We start from the raw sequence: 16681 nt of genomic DNA, 5'->3' as shown, positions 1-16681 counted from the left end.
TCAAACTCACGAACGAGGCTAGGGGCAGGCGGCACAACGGCGGCCCCGACAGCTTTGTCGGGCCCACATGAGGTTGGCATTCGCTGGTTCATGCGACGCGCAACGGTGTGGGGGTGCGGCGCCCGGCTCGGATGCGCTGGCGTTGCTGCGCCTTCTGCGCCCAGTGCGCCTGCAGCTGAGGGGACGTGGTCTCGGTGAGGGAGCCGTCGCTGACCGCCTCGGCGATACGCGCGTCGATGCGCTCGGCGCGGCGGCGCAGCGCATCGACGTGCAGGCCGAGACGGGCAGCGATGGGTTCGATCGCGCGGTGTCCCAGGCGCAGATCGATGTACGGCTGTTCGTCGCACGCGTCGACGATGCCCAGCTGCACTGCCCGCCGCACCAGCAGGTCCGGATGCCCCCATGGCCGTCTGGGGGTGCGGGGTCCGGTCACCTGCTCGAGGATGTCGTCTGGCAGCGGGATGGCTTCGGCGCCGTCCCGCTCGCGTAGCTCGTAGCCGGCGCGCCACGCCGCTTTGCACAGCGCTGCGTACGGGGCCGGCCGGATGAGGTCGACCCGGTCGCGCAGCGCGGCCAGGAACCCGGTGAGGATCTCGGCGTCGAGGTCGTGGCTGTCATGCAGCCAGCCGCGGGCGAGCTGGCCGGCGTAGCGGCGCAGGGCGGGCAGAGCCAGCGCGGTCGCGGCGATCACCCAGGCCGGGCCGTCGAGGCGGGCACGGCGGATCAGTTCCCGCCACACCGCGTCCCGCGCCGCGTACGAGCGGGGGTGCTTGAGCAGCCATCGGTCCAGCGCCCGCAGGGTGATCCACCCTGCGGGCAGGTCGGTGCCGTCGCGGACTGGGTCCAGGTCGAGCCCCAGTGGGTTCGGTTCGCTGCTCAGGGCGGTGAACGCGGCGTCGACGGCGTCCAGCGGCGAGTCGGGCCAGTTAGTGGCGGTCATCGAGAAAACTCCATGATCGAGGCGGCAGGTCGGCGACAGCTCCCGATGACCGGGGCGCCGCGCATAGTGCGCCACCGAGTGCGCCATAACGGTCCGACGAGATACCGACAGCCCAGGTCAATGCCGGTGTCAGCCGTCTGGCTTAACCGGGTGGGGTTGGCGCCGGACGGCTCACGGGACCTGGCACCGTCTCCGACAAACGGCGCTGAACTGGCCTGTAGGGGGCTGCGACACAACGCCTGGACGCCCCCTCTCCGGACCTGCCAGCCGCCAACGAGCCCTGCGCCGGCGTCTCACAGCCCTCTGACACCGGCCGTGACACGCGGCTGCGAGCGCTGCGCCGGCATCACGAGGGTTCCGACAGCGCCCTGCTGTCAGGCCTCTGGTGGACCGCTGACAGATCGACGAGTGTTCGCCACAACGCACAACAACCGTTGTGAGGGGGTCAGCGCATCACGGTGCGGCGCGGAGCCGACCACCTCATGAGCGAGCACACCCCGACATCCCATCCCGCAACAACCGACCCCACCGACCGGCCCGCGATCGACACGGCACAGACCGACCTGGTGGCCGGCGACCCGCCGGTCCCGATCACCGTGTGGCGCACTGCCCGCACCGAGGCCGACGCCGACCGCGGCATCGGCGCCCGCCTCGCCGCCCGGCTGATCGCCGCCTACTCCCGCCCCGGTGAGATCGTCGTCGACCTCACCGACGGGCACGTCCTCACCCACGTCTGCGGGATCGGTGGCCGCGAGCACCACCCGGCCTGGTTCGCCGACGCCGATAGCATGATCATCGGCCCGGCCAGTCCGCTGCCTGCCGACGACGGCCCGCTCGAGACCACCGACGACCGGCAGGATCCGCCGGAGCTGACCGCCTGGTTCGGCAACGACCTCACCGACCAGGCCCTGCACCCGGCCGGCACCCCGATCGACATGCGCGCCGATGGGTCGTTGCACGGAGTCACCAGCCTGGTGGTCGCCTGCTGGCCGCTCGACACGACCGGCGCGGCCGGCAATCGAGTCCGGCTCGGCTGGCTACTGACGGCGTGCGCGCAGCTGCTGCGCCCTGGCGGCTGCCTGCTCCTCGTCGTCGCCGCCGCGACCGGCACCCGGTCGGCGCCGGAGGACTTCTCCGATGTGGTGCAGGCCGCCGCGGGCATGCGCCTGGGCTACCTGCAGCACATCGTCGCGGTCGCCGCCGATACCGACGGCGACGCGTTCATCTACCACCTGTCCACCGACGAGGAACTTCTCGCCCTCACCGGTGCCACCGGCGACTGGCAGGCCACGCACCTGCGGGTGCACGCGGACCTGCTGGTGTTCAGCCAGATCCCGCAGCCGACCACCGGCCGCGGTAACCACAGCGGCATCCAGCACGGCGGTGGTCACCGTGGCTGAGCCGCGCACAACCACCCCCGAACCCGGCCCCGCTACAGCCGGCACACCCGCCGGCAGGCACACCGGATATGACGGCCGGCACCGCACCGCTGAGCCGGACGACCTGTCAGTGTGGGCCACCGCCCAATTGACCGGGCCAGTACAGCGCAAAGGCCGCTACGTGGCCGAGTCGGTCAAGCACCCCGCCAGAATGCTGCCCGCCATCGCTGCGCACGCCATCACCCGCTACACCCAGCCCGGCGACCTCGTGCTCGACCCGATGTGCGGCATTGGCACCACCCTCGTCGAAGCTGTGCACGCCGGCCGCGATGCGTTCGGCATCGAGTACGAATCGCGCTGGTCGGACATCGCCGACGCCAACATCAAGCACGCCCACACTCACGGAGCAACCGGCCGGGCCGGGGTCATCCGCGGCGACGCCACACAGATCCATTCGTTGGTCCCCGCTGCTTTGACCGGGCAGGTCGCCCTGGTCGTCACCAGTCCGCCGTACGGGCCGACCGTGCACGGTCTGGTCCATCCCGGCGACGACGGCGTCCACAAATTCGACAACGCCTACAACGACGGCACCGATCGCGGGAATCTTGCTTACCGCGACCTGACCGGCTTGGCCGACGGGTTCGCGCAGATTCTTGCCGGCTGTGCGACGCTCTTGCGTCCTGGCGGGATGGTCGTGGTGACCGCCCGGCCATGGCGCAAGAAGGGCCAGCTGGTCGACCTGCCGTCCGCAGTCATTGGCGCCGGCCTGCGGGCGGGGTTGATCCCGGTCGACCGGTGCGTGGCTCTGCTCGCGGCTGTCCGCGACGACCATCTGGTCGCCCGTCCCAGCTTCTTCCAGCTCCAGGCGGTCCGTAAGGCCCGCCGAGCGGGCACGCCGATGCATCTGATCGCGCACGAGGACGTTCTCGTATTTCAGGCGCCCCCGATGCCGGGAACGGCCGGCGTCAGGGACGTGGTCGCGTGACGGCGAACTCGGACGAGAAGGTGTGGACCGAGGAGAGCATCCGCGGGCTCGGCCCGGTCACGGATGTGCCGACCGCTGCATCGATCTTCGGGATCAGCAGATCCACCGCGTACGAGCTCGTGCAACGGGACGAGTTCCCGGTGCCCGTGCTGCGATTCGGATCCCGCTACCGGATACCCACCGCGCCGATCATCGCAGCGCTACGCCTACCACCGGCGGATCGCGCCGACGAATGCCACGGAACGACTTGATCAGCCGCGGGGCGCCGAGCGTGGATCTATCCCGAGGAATCCGCAGCTCGGCCCCGCCGCGTTGCAGCGTGCACGCCATTGGAGGATCACCATGGCAGAAGGCTCCGTCTTCAAACACTGTGCCTGTAAAGACAACGACGGCAGACGACTCGGCAGTCGCTGTCCGAACCTGCGCCGCCGCGGCGGCGCCTGGCACCCCACCCACGGCCGCTGGGCCTACCAACTCGAACTGCCCAAGAGCCTCGACGGGCGGCGGCGTCAGATGCGCCGCTACCGATTCGACAACCGCGACGCCGCAGCTAAGGAACGCGACAGCGCACTGAACCTGCTCGCCCTTGCCGGCGACAACCGTGATCTCACCATCGAGATCGGCGACCTCCTCGAGCAGGTCAAGCCCGCCGATCCCCTGCCCGACCGGAACATGATCGCCCGCCGGGTCAAAGCCGGCATCCCTGTTACCACCGCCGTCCTGCTCGGTGACTATCTGCGGGAATGGCTCACCGGCCGCAGCATCGCAGCAGGAACGACCCGCTCCTACGACGGCCACCTCCGCAACCACCTCGAGCCTCACCTTGGGCACATCCCTTTGGAGAAGCTCAGCGTCGGCCACATCAAGGCCATGTTCACCGCGATCACCGACCGCAACATCGCGATCGAAACAGCTCGCGACAGCGACGACCCCAGCGTTCGGACTAGCGTCAAAGGGCACCGCACCACCGGCCCTGCCAGCATGCACCGCATCCGCGCCACCCTGCGCAAGGCGCTCAACGACGCCATCCGCGTTCACCGGCTCATCGACTTCAACCCCGCCGCTCACGTTGAACTACCGTCCGGCAAGCGACCCAAGGCCCGAGTATGGACCACGGCAGCTGTCAAGCACTGGAAGGCCACCGGACACAAGCCCAGCCCGGTCATGGTGTGGACCCCCGAGCAGGCCGGACAATTCCTCGACTACGCCGAAGACCACGACATCTTGCTCTACCCGCTGTACGCGCTCATGCTCCACCGCGGTCTGCGCCGCGGCGAAGCCATCGGCCTGCGCGACCTCGACGTGGACCTCGAGCTCGGCACCGCAGTCATCAGCCAGCAGATCACCACCGACGGATACCAGCCGATCACCAAGAAGGTCAAAACCGAAGCCGGCGACCGCACCATCATGTTCGACCAGACCACCAGCGCGATCACCCGCACCCACCTCGCCCGCCGCGCCACATGGCAACTAGTCAACGGCCCTACCTGGACCCGCACCGGCCTAGTGTTCGTCCAGCCCGACGGATCACCGTGGCACCCCGACGCCGTCACCAAGCGGTTCGACAAGCTCGTTAAACGGTCAGGCCTACCGCCCATTCGGCTGCACGACCTACGCCACTGCGCCGCTACCTTCCTCAAAGCCTCCGGCGCCGACCTTCAAGACATCAAAGAGATGCTTGGACACTCGACCATCACCATCACCTCGGACACCTACACGTCCGTCATCCACGAACTGGAGACCGAACGAGCCAAGGCCGAAGCCGCCGCCGCCCTAGTACCCCGCACCATTCGCCGGGCCAGCTAAGTCGCCTCTGGTCGCTCCATCACCTTCAAAATGGAGCGACCAGAAGCAGCAACGGTCGATGAAGAAGCAGCGTTTCCGCAGCTCAGAGAGGTGGGCCGCCGGGGACTCGAACCCCGAACCTAAGGATTAAAAGTCCTCAGCTCTGCCATTGAGCTAGCGGCCCGCGATCATAGAGTACCTGGGAGGCTCAGCTGGAGCGGTCGGGTACTACAGGCGCGCGCGTGACTCCAGGTCAGTAACCGTTTCAGTCGGAGATTCGATCTGCCGGGCTGCCCAGCTTGCCGCTCGAGGGGCACCTGGACTGGGTCAGAGGCCCGGGCGTGGTTACCGTCTCGTTGAGCCTTCGCCGTTAGCGGCTCGGCGGCTGGGGCATCAGCGCCCAATTGTCTTCTCCGGGTGGCGCCGTCCGGCGCATGCGTTCGACCATGCGGCGGGCGTCTGCCTCGTCGTCGTAGTAGTGGGCGGCTTCCTTGCCGTCGACGCCGCCGATGCGGCCGACGACCTGCCATCCGGTCTCGGTGCGGATCAGGTAAATGTCGCGCCGGGCGGCGTGGTACCTGCGGTTGAAGTGGTGTTCGATCCGCTCCGCCATCCCGCGAAATTAGAACGCATGTACGAAAAAAGCAACTCGGATGGTGAGGGCGAAGTCGGTATCGAACCGGCATTTACGGGTGAACTACAAGTCTGTACTTACCCGAATCGCCTTGCCGCTGACCTGCTCGAACGGCAATGTCGATGTTGACGGGGATCCCGGCTGGCGGCAGCAATGCGGCTTAACTGGATAGCCATCCGCACCCACCGGCCGGGTCCCCGACCATCTAGCCACGCCGCCACTGTAGAGCTTCATGGCCACGGCGCCGCGCGTTCCGTGAGCGTGACCGAGTTGACGGCCCGCCGCCGTCTGGGCGTGTCTCGCAGATGGGGTCTCGTGGGTGCGGGAGCGCTCATAGCTGTGTCGGGGCGCCTAAGCGAGGTGCATGGCGTCAGGTTCCGGCAGGACGATATTGAAGGTTGGGCTGCTCAGGATGGTGCCGGTGACGAAGGCAGTCGCCGGCTGCGCAAAGCTCGGAAGTGCGAGCGTTGTGTTGAGCACGTCCAAGATCGACTGACTGGTACATTTTGGGCATGGCAAACGGACCCCGGCGCAGTGTGCTGCGGGCGTTGCCTGTTCTCCTGGTCATGGTCCTGGCGCTGTTCGGCGCTTGTAAGGGCCTGGCCGTTCCCGGTGTCACCGGTTCCCCCGCGCAGTTCCGCGGCCACAGCCGCGCATCACGCCGTAGCGTCGTCCGCTACCGCGTCCGCGGAGACCGAACTGGATGCGACCGACTCTCCCCAACCTGCCGAGCCCGGCGTCGCCGACCGCTCGACGCCCCTGTCCGACCAGTTCTCCCCGGTTGTCCGCAGTTCCCGCGCGCCGCCCGCGGCTGCCGTCTGACCGTCCGCGCACCATAGCGCCGCGGCGGTCCCAGCACGCCGCCGCGATCCCTGCGTCGGCGTTCGTCGACGCGCGGATGGATTGCTGTCATGAACGTGGTTGCGGAAATGCTGCTGACCGAGCCGACCCCGCTGGTCATCTGGGGGACGCTGCTGGTGCTGACCGTGCCGGCGGTGCTGCTGCTGGGCAACCCCGAGGTCCTGCGGGAGCCGGGGCGCGCGGTGCGGGAGCTGTTCGCCGCGCTGCGCCGGAGCAAGCCGGCGGGACCCTCGTCGCAGGAGGCCGTCGAGGCGGTGCGGTTCGCGGCGGAGGTGCGGGCCGCCGCCGACCGGGCGGGCGTCGCGGCCGGCCAGTGGCGGCAGCGGTGGCAGGACGCCGACGCCCAGCAGGCCGCGGACTGGCAGGCGTCGCTCGACGCCGACGCGCGGCTGCGCGACAGCCGGGCGGCGGCCGCGTTCCGCACGCCGTGGTCGGTGCCGACCTGCGAGGAGTACGCGGCCCGCGAGCGCTTCCTGCACCAGGCGGTGGCCGGCGCGGTCCAGCGCGGTGACCTGCCGGCCGCCGCGCTGGCCGACGCCCTCGCCGGCCGCGGGGGCTGGGACGCCCGCCTGCACCCGCTCGAGCAGCAGCTGATCGTCCACCGGGCCGCGGCGGACTACCGGCGCCGGCGCTACGAGCTGTCCGCCCGGGCCGAGCAGGATGCCTGGCGCGACGCGGGGGCTGCGGACCGGGCTGCCCGCGGCCTGCGCCGTACGGCCGGGGAAGCCGCCACCCGCGCCGCCGAACTTCGCCACCTGCTGCCGGCCGGGGTCCTGGCCGGCCGGCGCAGCAGCACCCGGCTGGTCCCCGCACCGGCCATGTGACCCCACTCCCTTACTCGGAGGTTCACCCGATCACTCAGTGAGAGCAGCATGATCGGACGTCCGCCTCTGCCGATGAGCGCGTTCGGTCCCGTACGTATCACGAATCTCCGGTGACGGTCGAAGGTGCGGTGTGTGCCTGTCAGGTGGGTCGGGCGGCAGGACCGCGGCGGCCGCGGCTGCGCGGGATGACCGGCCGTGGTGCGCGGCGTGGCCAGCACCGCGGCGATCTGCTGGGTGAATTTCCGCTGGTGTTCGCCGCGCAGTTGCTCGCTTCGGAGCAATGGAGATCTTCCCCGAGTTCCCGTCTTGACTGGCCGCCCCGAGCCGGTGGTCACCGCTGACCTCTCTTGATCAACGGCAGTGCCACTAGCAGGCTGCCGACGGCGACTAGACAGGCGAGCACGGCGACGGCAGAAGTCGTGCCGAGGGTGGCAGCCACGGCCTGAGCGCCGACGATCGCGGCCGCGCCGTCGGTCACCAGGACCAGCGCCGTTGCGGTGCCGAGCATCGCGGCCGGGAGGCCTTGCTGCATGGCCGTGTCCGTGCGCACCTCGATCGTCGTGCTGAGAGCACCAAGGGCGGCCATCACGACCAGCAATGCCAGTGTCAGGCCGTCGCGCAGGGACCAGGCGGCGACTGGGAGCAGGGCGGCGAGAAGCACCAGCACGATCGCGGCCTCGACCGGCCCGCCGATGCGGCGCCAGCCGAAGATTGCGCCGATCATCCCGCCGACACCCATGGCTCCGAAGGCTAGGCCGTATTCGCTGCCCGGGAGGGTGAGCAGCAGGACCGTCAGGGCTCCGTAGACCATGGTGGCCAGCACATCGGCGACCACCCAGCCGCGTACGCCCGGTCGTTGGCGAATGGCCGTGAACGCGCTTCGCAGCGGAAGCTCCGATGGGTGATCGACGACCTGCTTCTCCGGCCGGAAGGCGGTGCGATCTCGGATGGCGACCAGGGTTACAGCGGAGAGCAGGAAGGTAGTCGCGTTTGCGACGAAGATGGCGCCGGGCGGTCCGGCGGCCAGGAGCGCGGCGGCGAGCAGAGGGCCGACGATAAACGCGGACTCGGTGAGAAAGGCCCGGACCCCGTTGGCCCAGCCCAGCCGGTCGGCGCTCAGCAGACCGGGCAGGGACGCGACGAGCGACGGTGGACGGACCGCGCCGACCGCCTGTGATACCGCGGCCAGGATCAGAAGCCCGACCGCGGACCGGCTGGTGTAAGCGGTGACCGCGCAGAGCATCATCAGTGCGGCCTGGATCAGATCGGCTCCCAGCAGCAGCCGGAACCGGCAGTGGCGGTCGGCCAGAATCCCGGCGAGCGGGGCGGCGAGCAACGCCGGCGCCACCCGCGCGACCGTGACCGCGCCGGCCAGCAGGGTGGATTGGGAGAAGGTGTAGACCGCGACCACGAGCCCAACACCGAAAATGGCGTCACCCAGCTGAGATATGCCGAAACCGGTCGTCAGGAGCACAAATCCGCGGCCGGCGCGCAGCGCGACGACTACTCTTCCCCAGTTCGCAGCAGAAATGGCGCGGAATTGTCCACAATGGCCATTGCGGCTCCCTCGGTGAACGTCGTTTTCCGGAAAGTACCTCAAGACCGGCAGCTCTGGGAAGAGGTCATTCGGCGAGGTGCCGAAAGGGCCCGGAGGCGAGATACTGTCTACTTCTGATGCCCCGCTAGGTAAGTAAGAACCCCGCTGATCTGTCTGGACGTGATGCCGGTCTATCGCTGCAGAATGGAAGCTCTCGTGATTTAGTGAGGTAGCTACATGGCGGTCCGGTTCAAACTCGGGAGCTATCGCACTGTGGTCGGCGACCCTCTCGGCCGGGAGCACGTCGGCTACTTTCCGCGAATGACCCAGGAGGAAGCGTGGGAATCCGGACGGGGCATGTGGAAAGTGAACAAAGACCGGATCGGGCGGCAACGCTTCGCGTTGGTCGTCGGCGAGGGCGTCGTCCGGGCAATTGCTGAGATTATCGGGCTGACCGAGCACGACACCCCGGCCGGCACCCGGATCGCCGTGAAGGGCCGGCTGGTGGCGGCCGACCATCCCCTTCGCGAGGCGTATCTCGCGCAGCCTGACCCGGTCACCACCGGCAGCCACAACCCGGTCGGCTACCGCGATCTGCCCGAAGAGCGGCCTCTCGTTCTCCGTCCGTGCGCGTGTGGGTGCGGTGGGGAGTCCGATCGCGAGTTCTTGCCCGGCCACGACGTGCGCGCCGTCCAGCGGCGGGTCCGCGAACGGTTCGGCGGCTCGGCGCTCGCGCTCATCCAGTTTATCGACGCACTGCCGCACATACCGTTGTCCTGAGCATGTCATGAATGTATGCGCGCCAGCGCCGCCCGTGCCAACGCGTCCGGCGCCTCCTCGGGCACCCAATGGCCGACGCCGGTCAGCGTGACCAGGCGATAGTCGGCCTCCACGAAGTCTGCGGTGTGCCGTGCGGCGACCGGGCCGAAGACCGGATCCTCGTCGCTCCAGACGAGCGTGGCCGGCACGGTGATCGCCCCGATGTCGGCCGCCGGGTCGGCGGGCGCCCGGTACCAGTTCAGGCAAGCGGTCAGCCGGCCGGGCTCGCGCATCGCCTTGCCGTAAAGCTCGCGCCGCGAGCCGATCGGCCGCATCATCTCGGTCAGCCGCGCCGCATCGTCGGACAGTAGCAACCGCTCGGCGTCCGGCGACCGGAACACCCGCTGGTAGGCGAGCTGGGCCCGCTGTGACGCCTCTGCCCGTACGGCTGAACGTAACGCCTTCGGGTGCGGCACCGATATCGCGGTCAGCGTGCGCACCCGCTCTGGATGGTGCGCGGCGAGCAGCCAGGACACCTGCGCGCCCCAGTCGTGGCCGAGCACGTGCGCCGAATGGACACCGAGCTCGTCCATGACCGCGACGACATCGGCGACCGGCTCAGAGAGACGGTAGGCGGCGACACCGGCCGGGCGTGCGCCCGGTGAGTAGCCACGCTGGTCCACGGCGAAGGTGCGCAGGCCCGCCTCGTGCAGCCGGGGCTGGATCAGATCGAACTCGCGATGGTCCTGGGGGAAGCCGTGCAGGAGCAGCACCGGCTCGCCGCCGGTGGGACCGCCCTCGTGGACGTCGAAGGTCAGCCCGCGCGCCGTGATCTTCCTGTGGCCGGTCATGCCGGGCTCTGCTGGCGGGACCCCGGAGCAGCCTGCGCCAGGGGAAGAATGGAGAAATAGCGCGACTCGGCGTGCTGGAAGGTCAGCTGGTCGTAGAGGACGTCGGTCGCGGCCGGGGTCAGATCGCCGAGGTCGAAGCGGTGCCCGGGCGGACGCGCGAGGACGGCTTCCAGCCAGGCCCCGCCGGCGAAGAAGGGGCCTAGGTGGTCCCGGTTGTGCAGCCACAGGCCGAGGCACGTGACCGCTGCGTGCAGGCTGCTGCACAGGCCGGCGAGGGCGAGCAGACGCGTCGGGGTGTTCTTGCCGGGGATGCGCGGCATGCCCTCGGTCAGTTCGCGAGCCTCGTCGAGCAGGGCGCCGAGCCGCTTCTCCAACTCGTGGACGAGTGTGCGGAGGTGGTCGAGACGCTCGGCGTCGCAGCCGGCGTCGGGACGCATCGCGTCCAGCCGGTGGCGCAGGGCCGGCAGGCTGGCCAGCACGGCGTTCCGTCCCCGGTGGAAGGCTTGCACCCGCTCGGGCCGGAAGTCGTCGAGTACCGCGCGCAGGTCGTACAGGAGCGTCCAATCGTCGTCGGCCGAGCCGGTCCCGGCGCGGGCCAGGGAGGGCAGCTGCGTCGCCAGGCTGTTCAGGCAGACGGGTTCGCTGCCGTCGAACATCGTGACCACGGCACCGTCGCGCTGCATCTTCTGGAAGACACCTTGATGCTCTTGAGCCCGGAGGTAGGAGCGGGCCCCGAGAATCCCGGCGAGCGCCTGACCGCTGTGGTCGACGAGCCGGGTTACTCCGATCTTGACTAGGCTGGACCAGCTGCTTGCCTGCTCGGGGTACAGGTGCATGGCCCGCATGGCGGTGATGGAGGCGCACTCGGCGATGAGCAGGCTGAGGTACGCGTTAGCCAGCGTCTCCCGGACCTGCGGGATGTCGGATGCGACCCCGCCGTAGAGCCGGCGGCGGGTCAGATAACCGGTCGTAATCCGCAGTTGCGTGTCGGCCACGCCAAGCGAGAGCCCGGTGCAGAACGTACGGGTCAGCATCAGTCCCCGGAGGGCCAGCTCGAGACCGCGCCCCCGCGGACCCAGCAGCGCGCCAGCCGGAATCCGGGCGCCGTTGAAGGCGACACCGCTGATGTCGCATCCGCGGAGCCCGTGAGTCGCGGCCCGGGGCAGGGCGTTCAGCCGATGCGGCTCCACCTGGGCCTTGTCCACCAGGAACAGCGAATGCCCCAACGGATTGCCGGGCCGCCCGGTGCGGGCCAGCAGCACGACGTGGGTGGACGTGGCTCCGTGGTTGATCGGCCACTTGCGTCCGGTCAGCAGGTAGGCGTCGTCGCCGTCGGCCTCTGCGGTCAGTTCGTTGGCGCCCAGGTCCGCCCCGTGGGATTCCTCGGAATAGGCCAGGCTGGGAACGACCTCGCCGGCCACCATTGCGTCGGCCAGCGCGCTCTTCTGCGCGTCGTCTCCGGCGATCCAGACGGGCAGCGCCCACAGCTGGGTGCTTTCGCTCACCGCCACGGCCATGTCACGGCGCGCCAGGACCCGGGCAAGCATGAGCAACTCTTCGCAGTGGCGCAGACGACCACCCACGGCGGCCGGAACCAGATGGGGACGCCACCCCAGGGAGCGGAGCGCGGCCAACCCCTCAACCGGCAGGCGCTCCGCCTCGTCGGCCCCGAGCGCCGCCGCGAACGAGACGCTGTTTGCGGCGACATTCGGGTCGCCGAGCGCCAATTCCATGCGCTGAGCTTCCCGGTAGGCGGTCAGGTGAATGCCGGCCTCGGTCACGATCGCCTCCAGAACAACGAGAATGGCGCCACCCAGCCTGGGAGACGCCACACCCGACGCGCGACGGTTACTTCTTGCGGAGCTCGACGATCTGCGGCGTGATGCCGAACAGGAACGACCGGGAAATCTCGAGATTGCCGTTCTGGCAATCGTCGAACTGAGCGAACGCGGTCTCGGCGAAAGAGCCGATCTCGACCTCGGCATCGAACGCGGAAAGCTTGTCCGCCTCAATCTGGTCGAACAGCGTGAGCGCAGCGGCGAACGCCGTGTCGAGACGGCCGACGAGCTCGTCGGAGAAATTCTTGCTCTCCTTGGAGCGGTGGATGAGCGCCTGCAGGGCGCTGACGCGCCGCCGCATCTTGGCGACCAGGACCTCAGTATCGGTGGCGACGACGGTGGGGGATGCGTTACCCATGACAGCTCCCTCGAAGGACCAATTTCCACGAACGTATCTCAATGCGTGCGGCATAGGAAGTGGGCCGATCAGCGAACTCGAATGAGCCGGTCAGACAATCGGGGATGTGATCACAAAATCAACTCTGGAACTTTGAGTGCCCCTTTGTAAAGTTAGGTGGCGTCCATTTAGATTCAACCCGGACAAGGAAGGACTCGCTCCCTTACCTGCCGGGGTGAAAAGTGCGAGAACCGCGAAACGGATAGGAGCTGCATGAGTACATTCGTTCTCGTGCCCGGGGGCCTGACGCGGCGGGTGGTGGCGCGAACGGCTCGTGGCCTCTCTTGAGGAGCGCGGCCATCCGCAACAGTCTTAAAACGCAGCTGCAGCGCTATGCCCGGCTCACCCTGTGGGCCGCGGCCGCCAGCTGCAGCCTCGCCTCCCTGGCCGCCGCCCTCGGAGAAACCCTGAGGCTGGCCCGGACCGGCGCGCGGATCTGCCGCCGGGCGCGCGGATCCGAAACCGAACATTTCTGCGCGCCCGTCGGCCCGTTTTTTCGCGATGTTCTGACCGTCCGCTGCGGCGAGACCGTCACCGGTAGACGCGTTGTCGTTGGTACGCGCGCGCTCTACGGTCCTGGGAGCGTGCCCACGATTTCTGTGCCCGCTCGCGCGGTTTCTGTAGCACCACCAGCGGTTTTGCAGTGTCCCTGTCTCACTGTCAAGCCTGAGACATAGATCATCGTGGGCAACGGTTTGCGGCTATATCCAAGATCGTCATGGCGAATCTACAGTCAGCTCCACCGATGACCAAGATCGTCGTCGGAGCTGCTCCGGCACGGGGCCGGGCAGCTGCGAAGGGACACTTTTCATGCGCAAAACGATTCCGCTGGCTGCTGCCTGCGCGGCGGTTCTGTCGGCGGGTATGGCTGTCGCCGTCTCCGCGCCGGCGTCGGCCGCACCGGCCGAACCCACGGCCACGGTGACCAAGTACGGACGCGCCAGTCTGCGGTTCTCCGCGTCCGCTGACACCGTCCTCGGCCAGTCGATGACGGCGTCGAAGTCGGACTACGTGACCTGGAGTGCCCGTCAGGGACGCACCCTGGACTCCAAGAAGGTCGAAACCGTCGCCGACCCGACCGGGTCGGTCATCGCCTCCAGCAGCGTCGGCACTGTCATCGACGGTCTCAACGTCGGCCGGTACGCCGGCGGCTACGGCCAGGCGGCCGCGGCCGGGCTCATCACCCACGAAGCCGGCACCGCCACGACGACTGCGGCCGGACCGGTCATCGGCTTCGCCGGTGCGCCGAGCTACAGCGGTTATCAGCTGTCAAACTCCGGCGGCATCACGATCACCACGTCGGTGAACTCGGCGATCAACTTCAAGTACGACGTGCAGTACCTGCGTAGCGAGTTCTGGAAGTACGTGCTGCCCGAGGCCGGGGAGAAGCCGGCGTTCACCGACTCGCAGCGATCCGGGGCGGACTTCTGGGCGTACGCCCGCCGCGGGATCGCCGACGCCAAGGGCACCGGCAAGAACCTCGACGACCTGACCGTCCGGTCGCGTCCGTGGGGTGGCACGTCCGGCAACTTCAAGAACATGATCGACTACGCGCCGGTCGGCTCGGCGAACACGTGCGGCAGCGGCGCCAGCATCGGCTTCTCCTACGGTGGTGCGAGCATCTCGATCCCGACGAGCAACTGCTCGAAGGTGAAGGGCATCACCAGCCGCAGCTCGTCGCTGGAGATGGGCGCGGACTGGGACGGGCACACCAGCGACCAGCAGGCCGTCGAGGCGCTGTCGACCTACCGGGTCAACGAGGGCTACACGCCGCAGTTCGCGGACTACATCTGGGCGACGTTCTCCGACTGGGCGCACTCGGGCGTGACCGCCGACATCAAGTGGACCGACACCGGCTGGTGAGCTGAGCCGGTTCCGGGACTTCAGCCGGTGGGCACCCTTCGCGGGGTGCTCACCGGCACGGCGGTGAAAGAAGAACGTGGTGAGAACGAGAACAACGATCCGCGCCGTGGTGGCTGCTGCCGCCGTGCTGACCGCGCTGCTGTCGGCAGGATGCTCGCAGAAGGTGACGGCCGGCCCGGCCCGCACCACCCCGGCCGCCGCAACGTCCGAGGCGCCGGCGTCGCTGTGCAAGGACGCCCCGGTCGACGGCTGCCGGCAGATTAACGTCGCCGGCCGCGCCTACCGGTACTACCTGAGCGGGCAGACCAGCACCGGCGATGCTCTGCTGGTCGACGTCGGCGGGCCCGGCATCAGCCTGTCCAGCGTGCTCGGACCCGGCTACCAACAGCAGTTCCGCACCGACATCGGCGCCTTCGCCGACGGCAAAGCGCTGCTGCTGATCGAGGAACCCTGGGTCGACGGCGTCACCGACCCGGCGTGCCAGGCCAGCTCAAAGCAGTTCTACACCGCCGTCCGGCAGAACTGGACCACCGGCACCGCGCAGCCGACCGCTTTGCAGTGCCCGTGGGGCCAGGGCCGCTACGGCTGGAACCGCGACACGTACCGGGCTGTGCTCACTGAGATCAGATCACAGGAACGTCTCGCTCGCATCGACATGGCCGCGCTGTCGTTCGGCGCGGTCCGGTACTCCTACGTTGACGATCTCATCGGCACCGCTGTGCTGGTCAGGCCCGCCGCCGCACCCGGCACCGCGAACCAGACCGTGGTTACCGCCCGCGCCGACCAGTTGTGGACGTCGCTGGCCGCGCAGTGCAGCGGCTGCCGCACCGTCACTCAGGCGAAAACCCGCGCCGGGCAGCTCATCGACCGGTACGTCGCCAAAGCGACACCGGTGAGCCAGCGCAGCGTCCCGGTCACCGGCTTCGACGTGGCCAGTGCGCTGGTGACCGCCGCGATCAACCCGGCAGCGCCGCTGGGCTGGAAACCGGCCGCGGCGACGGTCGACGACCAAAAAGCCGGTGACCTGTCCGACGCGTTGTGGATGCGCATCGGCGAGTACGACGTCAGCCCGGCGTTCGTCGCCTACACCGACGAGTACTGCCAGGCCTACCCGGGCGTTCCCGGCACCGCCGATCACGACCCGATCCACAGGGTGCTGGCCGCGGCGACACCGTGCCAGGGCAGGCACGCCAGCGTGCACCGCCCGAAACCGGTCGTGTGTGTGATCGCCGGGGCCAAAGACATGTCCGCGCCCGGAACGCTTGCCGCGACGTGGCCCGTGGGCTCCACCGGGCGCCGGGTCACCACGCAGAACCCGCGCCACTGGTTCTCCGATATGAGCAGATGTGGGAAGGTGGGACAACCATGAAACGAGCCCGGACGCTGATCATCGCTGCCGTGGTGATCATCGTCGCCGCGGTCGCCGGCATCGTGTGGCAGCAGCGCGACACCGAACGAGAAGCTCCCGCCGCGATCCCGGTCGGCCCACCGGTCAACCCGGCCGTCCCGGACGCCAAGCTGCTGCAGGACGTCCTGGATATCAACGCCTACCGCACGGCCGGGGAGAAGAACTTCTCCTACGTGCCCAAGAATCGGCCACCGGACCTGCTGCGGATGAACGCGGGCGGCACCGGGGCGCAGGTCGCCGACACCTACCAGTTCGGGACGCAGAAACTGTCGGCCGTGGCGGTGTTCACCGCGGCGAAGGACGGCAGTTGCACCCAGGTCTGCGTGCGGCCCAGCACGACCGTCCCGGGCGCGCAGCCGGCGTTCGGCCACGTGAGCGTGTCGTTTTCCGGCAACGTCACCGGCGCGCCGGACCTGGACGAACCGGCAACGGCGGCGGCAAAGACGTTCTGGGCCGGCACCGAGTTCGTGCCGGTCGCCGAGGCGGCCTGGTTCACCGACCTGGTCACCCGCGCGCAGCAGTCCACCACCTCGTAATCGCCTGCACGCCCGGCGCGGCCGACCCTCGAGGCCGCGTCTCCCTCTTCGCGGCACGACGAAGTCCCCGCACCGATCAATCGG

At 68.9% G+C, this 16681-nt stretch carries 15 protein-coding genes and 1 tRNA gene; 9 read left to right on the top strand and 7 right to left on the bottom strand.

The window, feature by feature from the left end; genetic code table 11:
* Positions 1 to 88 precede the first annotated feature (88 nt).
* Complete coding sequence (locus ACSNN8_RS13800) at positions 89 to 940, bottom strand: hypothetical protein (protein ID WP_436649350.1); 852 nt, start codon at positions 938 to 940, stop codon at positions 89 to 91.
* Positions 941 to 1422: 482 nt separating this feature from the next.
* Between ACSNN8_RS13800 and ACSNN8_RS13795 the strand changes: the two genes are divergently transcribed.
* The 4 genes from ACSNN8_RS13795 to ACSNN8_RS13780 all read left to right on the top strand — a co-directional run bounded on the left by ACSNN8_RS13795 (position 1423) and on the right by ACSNN8_RS13780 (position 5110).
* Complete coding sequence (locus ACSNN8_RS13795; protein ID WP_436649348.1) at positions 1423 to 2340, top strand: hypothetical protein; 918 nt, start codon at positions 1423 to 1425, stop codon at positions 2338 to 2340.
* Complete coding sequence (locus ACSNN8_RS13790; protein WP_436649346.1) at positions 2324 to 3304, top strand: TRM11 family SAM-dependent methyltransferase; 981 nt, start codon at positions 2324 to 2326, stop codon at positions 3302 to 3304. Before ACSNN8_RS13795 ends, ACSNN8_RS13790 begins: the two co-directional genes overlap by 17 nt.
* A complete protein-coding gene (locus ACSNN8_RS13785) occupies positions 3301 to 3555 on the top strand; it encodes a helix-turn-helix transcriptional regulator (protein ID WP_436649344.1) in 255 nt (84 codons plus the stop codon). Before ACSNN8_RS13790 ends, ACSNN8_RS13785 begins: the two co-directional genes overlap by 4 nt.
* 91 nt (positions 3556 to 3646) lie before the next feature.
* Positions 3647 to 5110, top strand: coding sequence for a site-specific integrase (locus ACSNN8_RS13780; protein ID WP_436649342.1), 1464 nt, complete (start codon positions 3647 to 3649; stop codon positions 5108 to 5110).
* Between the two features lie 91 nt (positions 5111 to 5201).
* Here ACSNN8_RS13780 and ACSNN8_RS13775 read toward each other — a convergent pair.
* A tRNA-Lys gene (locus tag ACSNN8_RS13775) sits at positions 5202 to 5273 on the bottom strand.
* 186 nt (positions 5274 to 5459) lie between these two features.
* Positions 5460 to 5702, bottom strand: a complete 243-nt coding sequence (locus ACSNN8_RS13770; RefSeq protein WP_436649340.1) for a hypothetical protein — start codon at positions 5700 to 5702, stop codon at positions 5460 to 5462.
* Between the two features lie 932 nt (positions 5703 to 6634).
* Between ACSNN8_RS13770 and ACSNN8_RS13765 the strand changes: the two genes are divergently transcribed.
* The gene (locus tag ACSNN8_RS13765; RefSeq protein ID WP_436649338.1) at positions 6635 to 7408 is read left to right on the top strand and encodes a hypothetical protein; all 774 of its coding nucleotides are present in this window, start codon (positions 6635 to 6637) and stop codon (positions 7406 to 7408) included.
* A gap of 331 nt (positions 7409 to 7739) precedes the next feature.
* Here ACSNN8_RS13765 and ACSNN8_RS13760 read toward each other — a convergent pair whose 3' ends face one another.
* Complete coding sequence (locus tag ACSNN8_RS13760) at positions 7740 to 9008, bottom strand: MFS transporter (RefSeq protein WP_436649336.1); 1269 nt, start codon at positions 9006 to 9008, stop codon at positions 7740 to 7742.
* Between the two features lie 258 nt (positions 9009 to 9266).
* Here ACSNN8_RS13760 and ACSNN8_RS13755 point away from each other — a divergent pair, with 258 nt between their 5' ends.
* Entirely contained in the window at positions 9267 to 9725 is a 459-nt protein-coding gene (locus tag ACSNN8_RS13755) for a hypothetical protein (RefSeq protein ID WP_436649334.1), read from the top strand.
* A 5-nt stretch (positions 9726 to 9730) separates the two neighbouring features.
* Here the strand turns inward: ACSNN8_RS13755 and ACSNN8_RS13750 are convergent, their stop codons facing one another.
* From ACSNN8_RS13750 to ACSNN8_RS13740, 3 genes are all read right to left on the bottom strand, one after another.
* Positions 9731 to 10555 carry an alpha/beta fold hydrolase gene (locus ACSNN8_RS13750; protein ID WP_436649332.1) on the bottom strand — a complete coding sequence of 275 codons (825 nt, stop codon included), beginning with the start codon at positions 10553 to 10555 and terminating at the stop codon, positions 9731 to 9733.
* Positions 10552 to 12336, bottom strand: a complete 1785-nt coding sequence (locus ACSNN8_RS13745) for an acyl-CoA dehydrogenase family protein (protein ID WP_436649330.1) — start codon at positions 12334 to 12336, stop codon at positions 10552 to 10554. Before ACSNN8_RS13745 ends, ACSNN8_RS13750 begins: the two co-directional genes overlap by 4 nt.
* Positions 12337 to 12403: 67 nt before the next feature.
* Positions 12404 to 12751, bottom strand: coding sequence for a hypothetical protein (locus tag ACSNN8_RS13740; protein ID WP_436649328.1), 348 nt, complete (start codon positions 12749 to 12751; stop codon positions 12404 to 12406).
* A gap of 849 nt (positions 12752 to 13600) precedes the next feature.
* Here ACSNN8_RS13740 and ACSNN8_RS13735 point away from each other — a divergent pair.
* From ACSNN8_RS13735 to ACSNN8_RS13725, 3 genes are all read left to right on the top strand, one after another.
* Positions 13601 to 14653 (top strand): hypothetical protein, encoded by a 1053-nt coding sequence (locus ACSNN8_RS13735; RefSeq protein WP_436649326.1) that lies wholly within the window; start codon positions 13601 to 13603, stop codon positions 14651 to 14653.
* A gap of 79 nt (positions 14654 to 14732) precedes the next feature.
* Positions 14733 to 16022 carry a hypothetical protein gene (locus tag ACSNN8_RS13730; protein WP_436649324.1) on the top strand — a complete coding sequence of 430 codons (1290 nt, stop codon included), beginning with the start codon at positions 14733 to 14735 and terminating at the stop codon, positions 16020 to 16022.
* The gene (locus ACSNN8_RS13725) at positions 16019 to 16597 is read left to right on the top strand and encodes a hypothetical protein (protein ID WP_436649322.1); all 579 of its coding nucleotides are present in this window, start codon (positions 16019 to 16021) and stop codon (positions 16595 to 16597) included. Before ACSNN8_RS13730 ends, ACSNN8_RS13725 begins: the two co-directional genes overlap by 4 nt.
* The last annotated feature ends 84 nt before the right edge of the window (positions 16598 to 16681 follow it).

The sequence above is a fragment of the Actinoplanes sp. URMC 104 genome, assembly GCF_051386375.1.
GTDB lineage: Bacteria > Actinomycetota > Actinomycetes > Mycobacteriales > Micromonosporaceae > Actinoplanes.
Note: the sequence above shows the minus strand (reverse complement) of the source record. Positions and strands in the feature narration are given on the sequence as shown.

Coding starts and splice junctions, on each gene's coding strand:
- ACSNN8_RS13800 (WP_436649350.1), bottom strand. CDS start 940: ATGACCGCCACTAACTGGCCCGACTCGCCGCTGGACGCCGTCGACGCC.
- ACSNN8_RS13795 (WP_436649348.1), top strand. CDS start 1,423: ATGAGCGAGCACACCCCGACATCCCATCCCGCAACAACCGACCCCACC.
- ACSNN8_RS13780 (WP_436649342.1), top strand. CDS start 3,647: ATGGCAGAAGGCTCCGTCTTCAAACACTGTGCCTGTAAAGACAACGAC.
- ACSNN8_RS13770 (WP_436649340.1), bottom strand. CDS start 5,702: ATGGCGGAGCGGATCGAACACCACTTCAACCGCAGGTACCACGCCGCC.
- ACSNN8_RS13765 (WP_436649338.1), top strand. CDS start 6,635: ATGAACGTGGTTGCGGAAATGCTGCTGACCGAGCCGACCCCGCTGGTC.
- ACSNN8_RS13755 (WP_436649334.1), top strand. CDS start 9,267: ATGACCCAGGAGGAAGCGTGGGAATCCGGACGGGGCATGTGGAAAGTG.
- ACSNN8_RS13750 (WP_436649332.1), bottom strand. CDS start 10,555: ATGACCGGCCACAGGAAGATCACGGCGCGCGGGCTGACCTTCGACGTC.
- ACSNN8_RS13740 (WP_436649328.1), bottom strand. CDS start 12,751: ATGGGTAACGCATCCCCCACCGTCGTCGCCACCGATACTGAGGTCCTG.
- ACSNN8_RS13735 (WP_436649326.1), top strand. CDS start 13,601: ATGCGCAAAACGATTCCGCTGGCTGCTGCCTGCGCGGCGGTTCTGTCG.
- ACSNN8_RS13725 (WP_436649322.1), top strand. CDS start 16,019: ATGAAACGAGCCCGGACGCTGATCATCGCTGCCGTGGTGATCATCGTC.